We start from the raw sequence: 17,313 nt of genomic DNA on the forward strand, positions 1-17,313 counted from the left end.
TCTCCTCCTGCATCCAATCCCAATCCGGAAATATATGACTATTTTTATAATACACAATTTTCCTGTTTTCTGTCAATCTGCAAATTTTTATCCTTTTATCCGGTGTTTCATTTCTTTTTCATCAAACTCTACGAGTATTATATCGGGTCCTATCCGGATAACTTTAGCCCATGGAATAAAAAATTCGCTGTCCCTGCAAAAACAACCCAGATATTTTCCCGGTCCTGGAACGATCAGTGCCAGAATTCTCCCACACTCTTTGTCAATATCCAGATCCCGGACACTGCCAAGGCAGCGGCAGTCTTTTACATTGACTACTTCTTTTTCACATAAATCAGAAAAACGCACAGAACACTCCTGCTTTTCTTTCTTGGAATATTCTATGCGTCTTAGCTGTATTTTATGTTTATGCACGCTGCTTCATTTTATAATATATAAGCTGTGCCACTTCTGCGGCACAGCTTATAAAAAGGGAAGATTTAAGTTTTATTCTTTTACGCCACCAAGCGTAAGTCCTGTTACGAAATACTTCTGTAAGAATGGATAAATACAGATGATCGGCAGAATCGTAATAATCGTTGCAGCTGCACGAACCGATGTCGGTGTAACCGTTCCCGCTGCATTCTTCATTGCCTCGACACTACTGCTCGTATTTGTTACGGATGACAGTAGTTTCATCAACTCATACTGTAAGGTTGTCAGTTTGCCGTTCATACGGTTATATAACATTGCATCAAACCATGAATTCCACTGACCAACTGCAACAAACAATGCAACAGTTGCATATACCGGCTTACAGAGCGGTGAATAGATTTTCAGGAAAATCGTCGTATACCCAGCACCGTCGAGCTGTGCCGACTCCTCTAAGCTGTCCGGGATACCGTTCATATAAGTACGGATAACCAGCATGTTAAACGCACTGACCATTCCAGGGATAACATATACCCAGAAGCTGTTGGTAAGTCCCAGTCCCTTGTACAACAGGAATGTCGGGATCAGACCTCCGTTTACATACATGGTGATAACCCAGAATAAAGAGAGCTGCTTTTTAAACATAAATCTTTTTCTGCTGACGATAAATGCTAGGATTGCATTGGAGATCAGCGCAAGAACTGTTCCGATCACAGTTCTTGCAACCGTAACATAAGCACCTGTGATCAGGTTGTCTTTCTGAAGTACCGTAATGTAGTTCTTCCATGTAAATTTTCTCGGTAACAGATAGATACCTCCACGAAGGGAATCCGTACCGTCATTTAATGATATTGCTAATGTATTTAACACAGGATACAGTGTAATGATTACAAACAGGATCATAATGATCGTATTGACAATCGGAAAAATCTGCACCTTTTTTTTCGCTTTTTTTGCTGCCATTGTATAACCTCCTTAGAACAATTGTTCTTCACCATTACGCTTTGCAATCTGGTTTGCAATCACGATCAGAATAATACTTACGAAACTCTTGAAGATACCGGCTGCAGTTCCGATTGCGAAATCGCCCTGACTGATTCCCCATTTTAATACGTAAATATCAATTGTCTGTGATACTTTCTGAACCAGACCGTTTCCTAACAAATACTGAACTTCAAAACCGGCGTTCAGTACATTACCTACATTCATCAGAAGAAGAATGATAATGGTTGGTTTAATACCCGGAAGTGTAACATGCTTGATTTTTGCCCATCTGCCTGCACCGTCGATAGCTGCAGCTTCGTAAAGTGACGGGTCGATCGAAGTAATTGCTGCCAAATAAATAATTGCATTCCATCCTGTTTCTTTCCAGACATTGGCAAATGCAACGATTGGCCAGAAATAACCCGGATGAGCAAAGAAATTGATCGGCTGTGAAATAATATGGAAGTTAAGTAATAATTCGTTCACAATTCCGCCACCGGATAACATATCGTGTAAGATACCGGTTACAATGATCCATGAAAGGAAATGCGGAAGATAAGAAATTGTCTGAACGACTTTTTTACCGCCTTTGCTTTTAATTTCATTTAATAAAATTGCAAAAACAATTGCTGTAATAAATGTTACCACCAGATTGATAACACCCATTGCCAACGTATTTCTGATTACCCGGATAAAAGTCATATCCGAGAATAATGTCCGGAATTTATCCCATCCTACAAATTGCGAATGAAAGATACCAAGTCTCGGTTTATAGTTTTGAAACGCCATAGTCCAGCCTGCAAGTGGGAGGTAATAGAAAACCACGCCATACACTACCATGATTGCCGCCCAGAACAATAATACTTTCTGTCTTTTAATCTCTTTCCAGGTAATTTTCGTCTTCGGTTCTTTCACTTTCTGTTTGGATTTTGTTCTCTCTATAGACATGACCTCACTCCTTTTTTAAACGGGCAGATGGAGTTTTCACAACATCTGCCCATCTAAAACCTCATTCTCTATGTATTATTCGTATTTTGCTGCGTCTTTCATCCGCTTATCAAGCTCTGCCTGCAACTCGCTAAGGAAAGCGTCCGGATTGCATGCATTGTATGCATCCATATAAGTTTTCCATGCACTGTCAAAGTCTTTTGCCATTACAACCTGCGGAAGCTGCTCATGCTTAACTTCGCCAATCTTGGTCCATGCCATTCCACCCTCTGTGTCTGTTGTAAAGTTGTTTGAGAATGACCACATCGGATACCATGGACCAGGTGCCTCGTTTGTTCCAAGCATCTCAACGTATGTTTCAACACCATATGCCTGGAATGCTTTCTTAACATCCTCATTTAATCCGTCAAAGAATTCTTTTGCCTGTCCACTCGGCTTTGTTGCATTCAGACCGTCATCACAGGTTCCGTCATACTGTGGAAAATAGGAATAAGAACATGCGTGAGATGCCTTATAATCCGTCTCTGCAGCCTTTGCTCTCTGCTCCTTGGTTCTATAGAAAAGTCCATCGTCGCCAACCTGATAATCTTCACCTTCAACGCCCCAGAAACGAAGGTTGTGAATTTCCTCTGAAAGAAGATCATCTACAAACTGTAAAGCTGCTTCCACATCATCACAATCCTTTGTGATTGCAAGTCCATCACCGGAATTTAAAACTCCGCCGGAGTTGTGCCACTGGTTCTTACGTCCATCAATCGTTACAGGTACCGGAATGTAATCGCATCCCTGTGCATCCAGTCCTGCAGACTTAATTGCATCACCTGCTGAGAAGGCGAAATCCCACCACTGGTCGATCATACCAAGTACACGTCCGGAAGAAAGCTTTGCAATGTACTCATCATAAGTCTGTGTGAATGACTCAGGATCAACAATACCCTTCTGATATTCCTCGTTCAACTTCTTGAAGTACTTTACAGCAGTATCAGATGTATTATAATCCATTACCTTTAATGTATCCGGATCAACCATACATGAACCATCATTTGGATAACCATCTAAGAACTGTGGAGCATTCTCAAGACAGAAATATCTCCAATCCTCGCAAAGGATGGTATATGGAATATTCTCCGTTCCATCTTCCATGGTAGGATTTGCTGCATTATAATCTTCAATCAGCTTGAAATAATCATCCATCGTCTTGATTTCCGGATAATTAGCCCACTCAAGAACTCTTGCCTGAATCCAGAATGCCTCATCGTTATGCGTACAGGTTTTCTCTTCTCCCTTAATATTGGAGAACTGTGGAATCCAGTAAATATGTCCGTCGTCCTGACGAAGCTGATCCCATTCCTGTTCGGTGAAGTAGTTCTTGATATTCGGATATTTGTCAATGTAATCATCTAATGCTACCAATGCACCTGCATCATATAACTGCGGCATACCATTTCCACCACAGATGAAATCCGGATATTCATCACCGGCTACCAGCGTTCCGATTGCTTCTTCTGCCGTCTGGCCTGTCAGCCATGTCTCTTTTACCTTTACGCCGGTCTTCTCAGCGATGATCTGCTGAACTTCGTTATCATCATTGATCTCGGATCCCGGAACAGCAAAGAAAGCTGTAAACTCTTTAATATCTCCATCATTTGCTGCTTTTCCACCCTGTGTGGAAGAATTGCTGCCGCCTTTATTTCCGCAACCGGCGAACATGGTTGCTGCCATCGCTACTACAAGCAAGGCACTTAGCATTCTTTTTCTTTTCATAGAATGTACCTCCTTCTTTATATTAACTATTTTACTTTTTTTACCATTTCAAACAATCCGACGAATTATAGTCAAAAACAGGGTAAACTATAGTTCATTCTGCCGGACTATAATTTACCCTGTTTTCCATCTCTTTCTATTCCATTTTACTGCTGCATCTGCTTCCGGAATTTTGCCGGTGTGCATCCTTTTACCTGAATAAAGCGGTTGACAAAATAATCCAGATCATGGTATCCAACCTCTTCCGCCACCTGAATAATCTTCTTATCGGAATGCAGAAGAAGATCAACAGCCTGATCCATCCGGTAATTATTCAGATAATCCTTAAACGACTGACCGTATTTCTTTCGGAACAGTTGTCCGAGATAGGCGCTGTTGACATAATATTTCTCGCTAAGCCCCTTGAGTGTGAGGTTATCCGCATAATGTTCCTTAATTTCTTTCTCTACATTTCCGAGAACACCTCTGGATACATTCTTGCGAAGCTGGGACAGATAGTCTCCGTACTCACAGGCGAAACGCATCAGATGTGTCTTACTGCCGCGCATCGTTCCTGTTTCAAAGCTGCTCTCCGAAATCAGACGCAGGATTTCTTCCTGATTGACCTCATCATCCTGCTCGCTTGCAAGATGGATCAACTGAAAAAGCAGATAGTTAATATTAAGCGTCATGGATTCCCCACGCAGGCCTCTCTGACTCATTTCTCCATAGAAACGGTCCACCGCCGCCCGGATTTCCATATGATTGTTCTGCTCCACTACCTTCAGCAAATCATCAAGACTCTTCTTGCACAAAACCATACCGTCATTGGACACCTGCACTTCTTCCTCGTAGAAATAGATGTCCTTTTTGCTTCGAAATCCCTGAAAGGAACGAAGCATACAGGCATTCCCGTATGATCTTGCAATAAGGCTGATATCCTGCACCTTTTTCCCGACCAGCATCGTAACCGGGCGCGACAGATTCTCACCCAGATATTCCACCAACCCGTTCAGATAAGCGTTTTCATCGAGTCCTGCCTCTTCCGCCATATATTGAAAAAAGATCAATCCCACATCATATATTTTTTCATCTGCCGATGCGTCAAACACACAATTCTCCGCATAATCTTTCAGGAATGCAGTACAGCATTCATACATCTGTCTTTGGAATTCGCGCATCTCCTGATCCGTCACATCTTCGTCCGCATCACATCCCGCCATCTGAATTTCAACGTAGCGGACACCTTCTTTGCATTTCATCTGTGATGTGACATATTGCAGATTGGAATCATCGTATTTTCCCTTGATCAAAGCAATCTGATTTCTTGCAAGATATGCCTTTTCCATTTTATTGTTCTTCTGCCTCATCCGGTCATCTTCATCACGCATCGCAGATACCCTGTTAAGCAGTTTCAGCAGCATATCACGGTCAACCGGCTTTAAAATATAATCCGTACATTCATTTTGAAGCGCCCTTCTTGCATACTCGAAATCCGCATATCCGCTTAATATGACAAAATATGCATTCGATAGATTTTCTTTTCGTATCGCTTCCTGCAGATCCAGCCCTGTCATGACTGGCATCTGAATATCTGCAATGATCAGGTCTACACTCTCTTTTTTCAGAAAATCATATGCCTCTTTTCCATTTGATGCAGTCCCTGCAATCATATAGCCTTCCTGTTCCCAGTCGATCAGCACTTTTAATCCCTGAATAATAAAAGGCTCATCATCTACAAGCAAAACCTTTAACATATTTCTTTCCCCCTTTTGCACACCGGTCCATTAACACAGCCTTCAGCAAATGATAAATACTCCATCGGAATGCAGATCGTAATCCATGTTCCCACACCCTCTTCGCCTTCAATTTCAAAGCACACATGATCTTCTGTGTACATTTTAAGCCGCAGGCATGCATTGAGCATTCCCACGCTTTTCTTGTTTTTCAGCATCTCAATATCCGCATTCTGCATATCATGCTGCATCTGATACAACTTCTGCTCCTCAATTCCGCTTCCCGTATCCTCAATCTCGATGTATAATTGTTCTTCCCTTTTATAAGCTCTTACGAAAATCCATCCCGGTGATGCCTTACTTTCGATTCCATGTACACAGGCGTTCTCCACAAAAGTTACAATCGTAAGTTTCGGTATCCGGATCTGCGCACATTCCGGATCAATCTCGAGATTGTAATTCAGCCGGTCACCAAAACGATATTTCTGCAAGGACAGATACGCTTTTACAAATTCAAGTTCCTGTTCAATCTCTACCGAATCATTTCCCCAGTCCACATATTGTCTTTGCATGATCGCCAGTTTTTCGACCATATCTGCCGTCTCGTTTTCTTCCTTCAAAAGGCTTCTCATGCGGATACTTTCCAGCGCATTAAACAGAAAATGCGGATTGATCTGGCTTTGCAATGCCAATAGTTCTGCATTTTTCCTGCCGACAAGGATTTCCTGTTCTTTGATCTTGTTCTTGTATACGGTCTGGATTAGTTCATTGGTCCGTTTGACCATCCGATTGTAATTCCGGATCATGCTTCCAATCTCATCCCTACCGTCTTCGTGTGCCATCTGAACAAGATGCTCACCGTTGACAGACTGGAACACTTTGCTCAGCCCACGGATTCTCTTTGTAAACGAATGATTGAGAAGCAGCACAAATCCCATCGGGAGAACCACATTGATGATCACCAGAAAACCAAGAATCGGAAGAAAACGCACAATCTTACTCCGCACTCTATTATCCGCTTTTAAAACATAAATATCAAGTTTAGCTCCGTGAAGTGTAATGGTCTGTTTGTATCCCATCTTCTGCTGTACACTGATCATGTCAAATTTTTTACCGACACCACTGAAAGGTCCGTTACTCAGTACGATCGCATCCCCTTGACAAATAAGAACTTCATTGTCAAACTTCATTCGTCTCAGCATCCGCATCATACTGTTATAATCAAATTCGATTTGCAGCATCTTTTCCTTATTCTTGGAAAAAAAATCAAGATTCTGCAATAGGATGATCTTACGATGATAGGAATTGGCATATCTCTTACGCTCATATACAAAAAAAAGTCCTTCATTTTCGCCTCGTTCCTTCCACGCTTCATACGCTGCCGTTTCCTTCAGATTTGACATAGTATCAATCTTTCCACCCTTTACCACGGTAGGATTATCCGTATACAGGGTAAAGACGATCTGATTCATGCCGAGTACGTTTTCCAACGTCGAATCCTGAAAAAAATTCTGATATTCCGCGTAATAATCTGAGTTACTCTCATATTGTTTTTCCAAAAAAGAATTCATCCTTCTATTTGTATACATACTTTTAGCAATTTCTCCCGCATTCTCCACCAGTGCACTGATATTATAGCTGACTGCATTCGCAACGTTTGCCATCTCATGATACTGCCGCTGCGATTCCATGCTGTCTTCAATATATAAGACGACACTGTCCGTAATGATCAGCGGTAATAAAACACAGAAAATGTATAACTGTATAAATTTTTTCTTAATAGAAAGATTATCCATATATCTTTCCAATACCTTGATGAACTTTTCGATGATATTCATACCAACCCCTCTAAATTCACACACAACAAAGCGATAAAGGAGCAGATTTTTCGACCTGCTCCTCATTCGTACAACCGATTAAATTCATTATAACATATACGAGACTATATTTAAAATTGTTTCTTGATATTTCTGCACGCTAATACTCAACCGGTGTCTGCGCACCCTCTCTGCGGACCACCAGCGCAGCCACGTCACTTCCGGTAAGTTTTGCACTTCTTGCATCCGGCTGCTGACCTCCGATTGCGATGCGGTAAGATCCCGGTCTTACAACGCATTCTCCCTCCTGCGTGATAATCGCAAAGTCACGTGCCTTAAGAGATATGGTCACACGCTTCGTCTCTTTCGGCTGTAATGTAACCGTCTGTATTCCTTTCAACTGATATCCCGGTTCATACGCATCCGCTTCCTCATGCTGAATGTACGCCTGAACACTCTCATGGATCGTGTAGGAACTCTCATTTATGACATCCACACTCACATCGACGGCATCTCTCACACTGCACTGCGCACAGGAAATCTGTGCATTCTCGTAACGGATCGTTCCATAATGCAATCCGTAACCGAACGGATAGAGCACATTCTTGTCCGTATAACGATATGTGCGATCGGACATATCATAATCTGTAAACTCCGGAAGATTTTCCGTTCCCTGATAAAAGGTGACAGGCAGCTTTCCGGATGGTGAAAAATCACCGAAGATTGCTTCTGCGACTGCCTTTCCGCCACGGGCTCCCGGATAAAAACTGTCAATAATCGCAGCAACATGCGCATCCGCCCATGAGAGATCGAGTGCACTTCCCGCCGAAATCACGAGCACAACCGGCTTTCCGACAGCCGTAACCGTCTCGAGCAGTTCTTCCTGAAGTCCCGGAAGATTGAGTCCCAGTTTATCCCCGCTGGCATATTCGTTACCGGCATCGCCTTCCTCGCCTTCGATCGTTGCGTCAAGACCAAGGCACATAACTACAACATCTGCCTGCTCCGCCGCAATGACCGCTTCCTTGAATCGATCCTTCGTCTCTGCCAGAAATTCCACTTTGTCTTTGTACAGATGACAGCCTTCTGCATATAATACACGCACATCATCCCCCACATACTGCTGAATTCCCTCCAGTGGAGTAATGTAACGGGAAGAGGTTCCGACATAGTTTCCGACCAGCGCATCTCTTGAATTCGCATTCGGACCGATGACTGCGACGGTCTGTATCTTATTTTTATCCAACGGCAGGAACGCATTCTCGTTTTTCAACAGAACAAGACTTCTTCTTGCCGCTTCAACAGACAACTTCACATGTTCCGGACATTCTACCTTATCATAGGTAATGTCTTCATACGGGGACGGATAATCCTTCATCATACCCAGACGAATACGAACTTCCATCAGGCGCTCCACCGCTTCTGTGATCTCCTCCTCGGAAACAAGTCCCTTCTCGTAAGCTTCCTGCATATCCTGCAGGAGAGTTTTGCTTCCACACGCCGGCTCTTGCAACACCATGCAAAGCCTCATTCCACCAGTTATATGCCGGAATATTAAGTCGCTCGATCGCCGGTGACTCATAGAGCATCTGGCTCATTTTTTCCTCAACCGTCATCTGTGCAACCAGTTTCTTTGCATATTCTTTTGTCTGTCTACTCATTATTTCATTTTCTCATCTTAAACACTTTCTATCAATCCATCGACTGGCATGTCAGCCATTCAAAATCAGCATAATTTGTACTGTCACTGCCGTTGGAAGACGCATATACACCGACTGTGCATCCTACAAAGCCTCCGGCTTCCTCTGTCGTGTAAGCAAGAAGATCCAGATTTTCCGCAACGGATACATATCCTTTGCCTTCCGAAATCCAGACACGGGCACACTGATTGCGGCACTGCAGGCGGATCTTTAATTTTCCTTTCTTCTCCAGCCGTGTTGTTGCCAGCGTCTGCTCATCTCCGTGAATACAGCTGGTAACCACAAAACAAACTTCTCCATCCACGCGCACCACTTCAAACCGGAGATGATTTTCATTATTCTGGTAAAGCACAAGTCCCGCCGTCTCCGACTCATTTTCCGGATAGAATTCCATTCCGGTCTCTGCGACAAAGCGGTAACTCTTCTGTCTTACACCAAGATATGCACAGTTTGCTCTCTCGGAAATCTTTTCTTTGCGAAGGTACATCCGAAGTGCACCCTCACGTTCAGTCAGCGAATAAATTCCGGATGTCCAGTCCTCGATCGCCACCAGCCGCTGATCCAGCTGTTCTCCCCAGAAATGAATGACATCGGAATTCGTAATTTCTTCCGCAAAGCGATGCTCAGGCATATCGATCGTAAATTCGTCCTCCAGATGTCCGACTCCCGGAGCGATCACCGGCCAGCCGTTCTCCCAGATTACCCTGGCAAGGAAAGTCTCACGCCCCATGCTGCTATGCTTTTTGCAAGGTCTTGATGCAAGCATTACAACATACCAGTTTCCCTTGCCATCATCAACCAGATCTCCATGTCCCGCATAGATGACCGGATAATCCATACCGAGATTGCGGTGTGTGAAAATCGGATTGCGCGGACAGCCTTCAAACCACTGGAACAGCTTCTTACTGCGTGCCACCGTAATACTATGTTCCGGACCGGTTCCGCCTTCTGCGTGGAGTAGATAATAATAACCATCGATCTTGTAAATATGCGGACCTTCCGGCCAGATACATCCCTTTACCGCACCTTTCCAGATTGCCATGCTCTCACCGACCAGCTTCATGGTCTTAAGATCCAGTTCCTGAATCCAAATCTCCCAGTCCCCGTTATAGCGAACGCCCTCCGGATTCGGACGGGTTCCGCAATAATAACATTTGCCGTCATCGTCGAAAAAAAGGCTCGGATCGATGCCCGGGGCATCGTCGCCGAGATAATACGGCTCGGACCACGGTCCTTCCGGATTCTCCGCTGTGACGATAAAATTGTTGCCGTGCGTCACATTGGTCGTGATCATATAAAACAAACCATCATGATAGCGGATCGTCGGCGCATAAATACCATCTGAGATGTCCGCTCCCGCCACAGGAAGCTGCGACGGACGGTCTAAAATATTACCGATCTGCTCCCAATGTGCGAGATCTCTGCTGTGAAAGATCGGCACTCCCGGTGCATACACAAAACTTGAATTGACGATATAATAATCCTCTCCCTTTCTGCAAATGGAAGGGTCCGGATAAAATCCCATTAAAATCGGATTCTTAACTGTAACCATTTTACTCCTCCTTATAACACGTAACCAAATCCTAAAATTGTAAACTTCTTGTCTCTGTCTTCTTCTGCGACTTCAATGCGTACCGTATGGTCGGCGCCTTCATCCTCATTGAACACGATCATCGCGTTGCAGTGCTGCCAGTTGTTAATATGCGGATCCGCCGTCATGCGACGCTCACCGTCCACATCGACATACGCCTTTCCAACGTCCACTTCTCCGGAATCCTTAAAGATCAACACAAGCGCTTTGCAATGGATGCGGATTGTAAAGGCAGCATTCTCCGGCATCGTTGCATCGTACATCCAATTGTACGGAAACTCCGGTGTCAATTCTAACCGGTCATCCATCTCCACACTCTGGAGCTGATCATCCGTTGCACAGAAACCACCGGCATCGATTTTGGCCTCGTCATAGACATCTTTCTTATCCAGAAGCCGTACATGCTCAAAGCTTTTGCCGATTGCCGGCTTCATCTGCAGCTGCTGTGCAAGCATTCCCTCCTCGGTCAGGCCGCTCTCAAAAGCGTCAAGTCTTGCATGTTCGCTCAAATCACAGCACTCAAACAGATACTGTAAACAGTCTGCCATAATGGTATGGCCGAGGTTGCTCGGATGAAACATATCGTAAAAGAACTGATTTTTTGTCAGAACCCTTCCCTCGTTCGGTTTCTTTGTAAACTGCTCCACCACGGTATCCTTGATACTGACCATCGGCAGATCATACAGTCTGCCGACCGGACTTAAGCGATCCTGCAGATTCCAGTCATTGGCAAATACGGAAAAAAGCAGAACGACCGCCGGATTCCAATCCAGCTTTAAGATCTTGCGCACAAGGCTTTCGTAGCAATCGCCCTTCGTCTCGTCGCCCTCATCGTTGACCGCAAATTCTACGACTACGATATCCGGCTTCTCGCCGTCTCTTAACACATCTCTGTCAAAGCGGAGCATTCCAAGCTCCGACGGGGTTCCTCCAACTCCCGCTTTCACAAATTTAACGTTATCTCTCATCGCAAATCTGCTTTTGAAAAGCTGATAGGACTTATAGGCATAACACTCGGTATTGATCGGTGTTGCTCCCGCCCCCTGCGTGATCGAACCTCCGATATAGGCAAGCGTTACTTCTTTTCCGGCTCTCGCCTTCTCGATCGCTTTGCGGATACGGTAGGTGTTACCCAGATTCATGAGAGAACGCTCGATCATCGTGCAGTACAGTTCCGATTTCGTATCCACCGCTTCTTCTTCCACCTCTTCCGGAGCCGTATATCCGTCGTTCAGATAAAACCGAACGCTGGCTTTTCCTATCTTTTCCGGTACGCTCATGATGAACTTGATCTGTCCCGGAATATAATCATCCTCTGTCCAGGTATAATCCGACAGATAAATGCGCCGTTCCATTCCGTCTCCGGTCAGGCTGCATCGCAGATTGGTTCCACCTCCGTAGAGATCTTTTTTCCCGTACATCTGGAAGATGAACTCCATCTCCTCCTTTGGATTGTCGGTCTCAACAGACACCCCGATGCTGTGTACAAGCTTGCCGAATCCCTCCACCGTCTCCAATAACCGAAGCATGTTCTCATCCGTAATATTTCCGACGATCTGTGCGCTGTTGATCAGTCTTCCGTCACTTTCATAGATAAAGTGGATCGCACTTCCGTCTTCCTGTTTTGCTCCGAAGATTTCTTTATCCTTCATAATGTAAAAATATGGTCTTTTCTTCTCCGGATCCTTTGGTGCTGCCGGTCCATTCATAATCATTACCTCCTTGCCTTCTTGACCTTCTTTTCTTTATACAGATCATACATTGTCTCGGTTTCCCGGATTCCAAATGAAGTCAGGAAAACAATATTATAATCGCATTGTTTTGCCGTCTCGGTCAGCGATCTGCTGAGCACCTGCTGGAATTCCAGTTCTGCACGGTTCAAAAAGACCCCGATCGTTTTTCTTTTGTTATAGAACATCCAGATGCCCCCTTTTATTACTGCTTTATTTCTTTTGGGATTATGCTTTTCTTGTGATTTGATTATAAAAAAAGCCCCCGCTTGCGTCACGAGGGCTTTTTATGGAATAATTACCGACAAACTATAGTAATTGTATTCCTGTCAATATTTTCTATCGAACGGCTATCTTCATGGATACTGTTTTTGTTTTTCCATTCTTTAAAGTCACGATTGCCTTGATCTTTACCGTTCCTTTCCTGTTTGCTTTGATCTTACCGTTCTTGTTTACGGTAGCAATCGACTTCTTGGAAGTTTTGTAGGTTACCTTCTTTACATTGTTCTGATTCAGCTTGCTGTCAAGCTTAAACTCCGTTGTTTTTCCTTTTTTAACCGTTGCCTTTGTTTTCTTCGGAGCGATGGTCTTAAGGATTTCTTTTTCAATTCTGGCTGCTTCCTTTGTCGTCAGAAGTACATAATCGCCCTTCTTTCCAAAACTTGCATTCAGCTTTCCGTCCTTAGCCTTATAGGTCTTGCTGTTGATCAGTTCATATTCACCCGTCTTACGGTTGACAACAAATGCCTTCAGTGATTTATTATTTTTCACATTCTTTGCGGAAACGGAAACCGTGTATTTCACATCACCATTCGCATTCTTAACCTGCACGATGATCGTAAGATCTTCGGTTCCTGCCGCCTCGGTAAGCTGCTTTACCACATCTGCGGTAAGTGTTCCCTTTGATCCCGATACCGTTGCTTTTGCGCTGGTCACATTTCCCTGCGCATCCTTTGTTATAGTTACCGATGCCTCAGCCTTCTTATCGCCGGAAACTGTAATTTCCACTTTGGATGTCTCAATGGTCGTATCCTGTTTTCCGTCCGGTTTCACATCCGGCTTCGTATCCTGTTTTCCGTCCGGTTTCACATCCGGCTTCGTATCCGAAGTTCCCGAATTTACAGACGAGCCACCGCCATTGCTGCCGGTCTTTCCGGTTAATTCGACCGTACCATATACGTTTGAGCCTGACCAGCCCATTCCGGTCTCATCATACCAGCTTAACGTACCGATACGCTTGCCGTCTTTTGCATCGTTGATCTGGAATTCCAGACCAATCTTGGTTCCGTTTGCCGGCTTGATATCCGTCCACTTGAAAGCAGCCTCAACGACGTATCCGCCATCGATTGTTTTTGTTGCAGACTTGACATTCTCTGCCAGACATTTTTTACCATTGAAGGACTGCTCATTGTTATAATTGATACGATACTGCTTATCGTCCTCCCCATAGGAAGCGGTCTTGCCGTTGTCCTCGTCGATGAACACTTCAAGAGAATCCTGCTCATGCGTCTGAGCGCCTGTTTTATCCAATGCCGCGTCTTTTACGGTTGCATATACATAGAGATTGTCATCATCCCAGAGAACCTTTGCATTGGCAGAAGCCTCGGAGCCTTTGTTGATCGTAAGCGGGATGTTTACCGCATTGCCCCATGCAGCATCTGCATCTGCGTCAACCGAAATTGTTCCGTACGGGATCTTCTCGATGCCCGGCTTCATGGTTGCCACTGCATAATACTTGCTGCTTGACTCCTGCTTTCCGGTCAGATCATTAAAGCTTCCTGTCTTCCCGTCATTGTTTACAACAACATCGAGACTGATCTGCTGTGCAACTTTCAAATTCTTCATCGAAACCTTGACGGTTGCCTGATATCCGCCTGCGATCGCAGCAGCAGCTGTTCTTGCAACCGTCACCTTATGCGGTGTGATATCCGATGCCGAATTGTCCGGATCTACATATACCGTAACGGCATCTGCGTCATTTACGGTTGTATCCTTTACTTTTACCTGTACGGTAAGACCGTCTGCATCCCAAACCGGGATAAATTCTGCCTGTACCGCACCCTGATCGATCGTATAGGTTTCTCCTGCAATATTGCCATCCTTCGCCTCTGTAATAGTAACCTTCTGAATCGCCGGCTGAAGTTGCGATGCATCCACATAAGCCCAATAAGCAGGCTTTGCTTTATAGTTTCCGTCAAAAAGCAGTGGGCACTGTGCAGAGCCGCTTGCTCCGCCACCGAGATCCGACTGGGAATGCAGCCATGAATTCGGCTCAATGACACCCCAGACGGTAATGCCGGATACGTTTGTTCCTTCCTTCTTTAACGCCTTGATCGCCTCATACAGATTCTTATGGCAGTATGCCATCTTGGTGTATTCGCTTTCCTTTGTAGCCGCTGTACCGTCGTAGGTACTGCTTGCCTTAAAATCCAGCTCAGTCAGCTGCACTTTGCCGGCTGCCGCTGCATACTTCTTCGCTACACTCTTAAACTGTGCAGCCGAGAAACCGTCCACATTGTAATGTGCCTGCATACCAAAAGCATCCAGTCTGGTTCCGTCTGCAGACTTCACATCGTTGATCAGTTTTACGATACCCTCACACTTGGTGTTGTCTGTCTCTCCGAAGTCATTGTAGTAAAGTTCTACATCATTTGGCGCATATTTGTTTGCATACTTGAAAGCATTGATGATGAATTCGTTGCTCTTGTATACTCTCCACCACATGGAATTGCTTCCATGACGGGTATCCGATGTACTTGTATCACTTGCATCAGAAATAACCTTATCATCACGGTATGTATTGCCATTGACCGCCTCATTTACAACATCCCAGCCATAAAAGAGTCCGTCATACTTTCCGTTTGCAGCCTTTCCAAAATAATGATCAAACACACTGAAAATAAACCACTCCAGTCTGCGGTTCATAGTTTCCTTATCTGCGTATGGCTTTGCAACATCATAGTCCTCGTGGAAGAACCATTCCGGAGTCTGTGAATGCCATACCAGCACATGACCGCGGACGCGAATCTTATCGTTCGGATTAGCATTATTCCACTCAAGAATTTTGTCCAGCATTTCATCCGCGCGTGAGAAATCTAAATTCTCTTGCTTATCATTAACAACCGGCACCTTCAGTTCCTTCCCTTGGAACGTAATTGTTGTAGAATCAACAGACTGTCCGATCTGATAGTTAAACAGTGCATCCGGCTTTAACTCGTTTCCGAATGTCACCGCATTGAAATGCTTCTTGACAAGTGCCATCAACGTATCATCTGAAATCTCACTTGACATGATGGCAGTACCTGCGATCGAACCAGTTCCAAGACTTCCTGTAACGGATGCTTTCCAATCCGGAATGTTCTCTTCGATCTCCGGTTTTGGTTTTGTGATCTTTTTCATGGATACATTTGCCACATAGTATTTTCCCATGATACAGGAACCTGGTTCCTGCCAATCTCCCTGTTCCAAAATACGAATCACAACCTTCTTCGCACCTGATGGAATCTTGTATGTTCCTTCGAATTTCGTCCATTTTCCAACTTCAAGGACCTGCACGGATGTACCGGAAATCAGTCCTGTTGTATCATACACCTCCTTATCATTTCCATTCACATAATACGGCTGAAATTGAACAGTTTTCTGAGAATCTTTCAATTTTTTATTTTCAGAATCCTTATAATCATCCGACAATTTTGCCCAAAAAGAAAACTCATATTCTTCGCCTTCGCTTACGTTTTCCGTGATGTCCTGTGCAAAACATTCATATGATTTTGACGGATCCTGGGATCTTGTAATAGCACCACATGTTGTAACACCAATATCAGCTCCATTTTCAACAGGTTCCGCTGTAATCGTAGCATCTCCTTTTGAAGCACTCCAGGATGAGAAATCCTGATTTGAAAAATCTCCATTATCAATGATGTTCTCGCCATGAGTAATCTGGCTTCCGCTTCCTTCTTTTAACGTTACAACCACACTGGTCAAACAAAATGACGCATCATTCTGGGTTGTCATAATTACGACTTTATCAAACGTTCCTTCCGTCTTTTCCGGAACGATCGTATATTGTTTCTGTCCATTCTGACCATAGCATGCTTCCACATCATCATACCAGCCCGATGCATTTGTCATTCCAAGCTTCAAAGCAATAACGCCTTCCTGACTTTTAACATTGAAGGTAACAGACTCTACATTTGCAAGATCAAAGGACTCAGACAAATTCCATACTGCCTGTGGATACTTGTGCTCTGCATCATCATGTTTCAGCACAACATTCCAACCTTCTTCCCCTGATTCACAGGAAGTTCCATCAGCGCCACCTGCAAAAGCCTTTGTCAGCTGGTTCGCGGCGAACGTCTTGGTTGTTGTCTGTGTCTCATCCGCATATACCGTATCAATCCCCCAATCCGACGGCAGCATACCGCCTACACTCGTGAGCATCATTGCCGCGGATAGTGCAATACACGCCCCCATTTTCCACATTTTTCCCACTCCTATTTTCCTCCTTAAATAGATTTTCGTGTACCTTAATAGTAGCAAAATCAAAGCCGACAAAAACAGGGAAAAACTATAGAAGAACAGCCGACAAATTGCAGTAAAATAATTCAGGTTTGCCGGCTTGGATTTTGAACAAGGCGTGTAATTTGTTGTGAT

Annotated in this window: 12 protein-coding genes; all 12 read right to left on the minus strand. The window is 44.3% G+C overall.

Translation table 11 applies throughout. From position 1 onward, the window contains the following. Positions 1-87: 87 nt before the first annotated feature. The gene (locus M72_RS01200; RefSeq protein WP_022046043.1) at positions 88-348 is read right to left on the minus strand and encodes a YlmC/YmxH family sporulation protein; all 261 of its coding nucleotides are present in this window, start codon (positions 346-348) and stop codon (positions 88-90) included. A 138-nt stretch (positions 349-486) separates the two neighbouring features. Next, positions 487-1,374 carry a carbohydrate ABC transporter permease gene (locus M72_RS01205; RefSeq protein ID WP_022046042.1) on the minus strand — a complete coding sequence of 296 codons (888 nt, stop codon included), beginning with the start codon at positions 1,372-1,374 and terminating at the stop codon, positions 487-489. 12 nt (positions 1,375-1,386) lie between these two features. Further along, positions 1,387-2,343 carry an ABC transporter permease gene (locus M72_RS01210; protein WP_022046041.1) on the minus strand — a complete coding sequence of 319 codons (957 nt, stop codon included), beginning with the start codon at positions 2,341-2,343 and terminating at the stop codon, positions 1,387-1,389. A gap of 75 nt (positions 2,344-2,418) precedes the next feature. Next, the gene (locus tag M72_RS01215; protein ID WP_022046040.1) at positions 2,419-4,107 is read right to left on the minus strand and encodes a type 2 periplasmic-binding domain-containing protein; all 1,689 of its coding nucleotides are present in this window, start codon (positions 4,105-4,107) and stop codon (positions 2,419-2,421) included. Positions 4,108-4,253: 146 nt separating this feature from the next. Next, complete coding sequence (locus M72_RS01220; RefSeq protein WP_022046039.1) at positions 4,254-5,843, minus strand: response regulator transcription factor; 1,590 nt, start codon at positions 5,841-5,843, stop codon at positions 4,254-4,256. After that, positions 5,837-7,660, minus strand: a complete 1,824-nt coding sequence (locus tag M72_RS01225; protein ID WP_022046038.1) for a sensor histidine kinase — start codon at positions 7,658-7,660, stop codon at positions 5,837-5,839. The genes M72_RS01220 and M72_RS01225 overlap by 7 nt, the downstream gene beginning before the upstream one ends. Before the next feature lie 139 nt (positions 7,661-7,799). Further along, entirely contained in the window at positions 7,800-9,110 is a 1,311-nt protein-coding gene (locus tag M72_RS01230; RefSeq protein ID WP_330378080.1) for a glycoside hydrolase family 3 protein, read from the minus strand. Then, positions 8,992-9,300 carry a hypothetical protein gene (locus M72_RS17880; RefSeq protein ID WP_319638240.1) on the minus strand — a complete coding sequence of 103 codons (309 nt, stop codon included), beginning with the start codon at positions 9,298-9,300 and terminating at the stop codon, positions 8,992-8,994. The genes M72_RS01230 and M72_RS17880 overlap by 119 nt, the downstream gene beginning before the upstream one ends. A gap of 31 nt (positions 9,301-9,331) precedes the next feature. After that, the gene (locus M72_RS01235; RefSeq protein ID WP_022046036.1) at positions 9,332-10,891 is read right to left on the minus strand and encodes a glycoside hydrolase family 43 protein; all 1,560 of its coding nucleotides are present in this window, start codon (positions 10,889-10,891) and stop codon (positions 9,332-9,334) included. An 11-nt stretch (positions 10,892-10,902) separates the two neighbouring features. Further along, the gene (locus tag M72_RS01240) at positions 10,903-12,639 is read right to left on the minus strand and encodes an SGNH/GDSL hydrolase family protein (protein WP_022046035.1); all 1,737 of its coding nucleotides are present in this window, start codon (positions 12,637-12,639) and stop codon (positions 10,903-10,905) included. A 5-nt stretch (positions 12,640-12,644) separates the two neighbouring features. Then, a complete protein-coding gene (locus M72_RS01245; protein WP_022046034.1) occupies positions 12,645-12,848 on the minus strand; it encodes a hypothetical protein in 204 nt (67 codons plus the stop codon). A gap of 151 nt (positions 12,849-12,999) precedes the next feature. After that, positions 13,000-17,142: an endo-1,4-beta-xylanase gene (locus tag M72_RS01250; protein ID WP_022046033.1), complete on the minus strand. Its 4,143-nt coding sequence runs from the start codon at positions 17,140-17,142 to the stop codon at positions 13,000-13,002. Between the last annotated feature and the right edge of the window lie 171 nt (positions 17,143-17,313).

Origin of the sequence: Roseburia faecis, from assembly GCF_001406815.1 — a bacterium.
Classification (GTDB): domain Bacteria; phylum Bacillota; class Clostridia; order Lachnospirales; family Lachnospiraceae; genus Roseburia; species Roseburia faecis.

What these genes read in the sequence shown, in the direction of transcription:
- M72_RS01205 (WP_022046042.1), bottom strand. Translation starts at nt 1,374, where the DNA reads ATGGCAGCAAAAAAAGCGAAAAAAAAGGTGCAGATTTTTCCGATTGTC.
- M72_RS01210 (WP_022046041.1), bottom strand. Translation starts at nt 2,343, where the DNA reads ATGTCTATAGAGAGAACAAAATCCAAACAGAAAGTGAAAGAACCGAAG.
- M72_RS01215 (WP_022046040.1), bottom strand. Translation starts at nt 4,107, where the DNA reads ATGAAAAGAAAAAGAATGCTAAGTGCCTTGCTTGTAGTAGCGATGGCA.
- M72_RS01220 (WP_022046039.1), bottom strand. Translation starts at nt 5,843, where the DNA reads ATGTTAAAGGTTTTGCTTGTAGATGATGAGCCTTTTATTATTCAGGGA.
- M72_RS01225 (WP_022046038.1), bottom strand. Translation starts at nt 7,660, where the DNA reads ATGAATATCATCGAAAAGTTCATCAAGGTATTGGAAAGATATATGGAT.
- M72_RS01230 (WP_330378080.1), bottom strand. Translation starts at nt 9,110, where the DNA reads ATGCAGGAAGCTTACGAGAAGGGACTTGTTTCCGAGGAGGAGATCACA.
- M72_RS17880 (WP_319638240.1), bottom strand. Translation starts at nt 9,300, where the DNA reads ATGAGTAGACAGACAAAAGAATATGCAAAGAAACTGGTTGCACAGATG.
- M72_RS01235 (WP_022046036.1), bottom strand. Translation starts at nt 10,891, where the DNA reads ATGGTTACAGTTAAGAATCCGATTTTAATGGGATTTTATCCGGACCCT.
- M72_RS01240 (WP_022046035.1), bottom strand. Translation starts at nt 12,639, where the DNA reads ATGAATGGACCGGCAGCACCAAAGGATCCGGAGAAGAAAAGACCATAT.
- M72_RS01245 (WP_022046034.1), bottom strand. Translation starts at nt 12,848, where the DNA reads ATGTTCTATAACAAAAGAAAAACGATCGGGGTCTTTTTGAACCGTGCA.
- M72_RS01250 (WP_022046033.1), bottom strand. Translation starts at nt 17,142, where the DNA reads ATGTGGAAAATGGGGGCGTGTATTGCACTATCCGCGGCAATGATGCTC.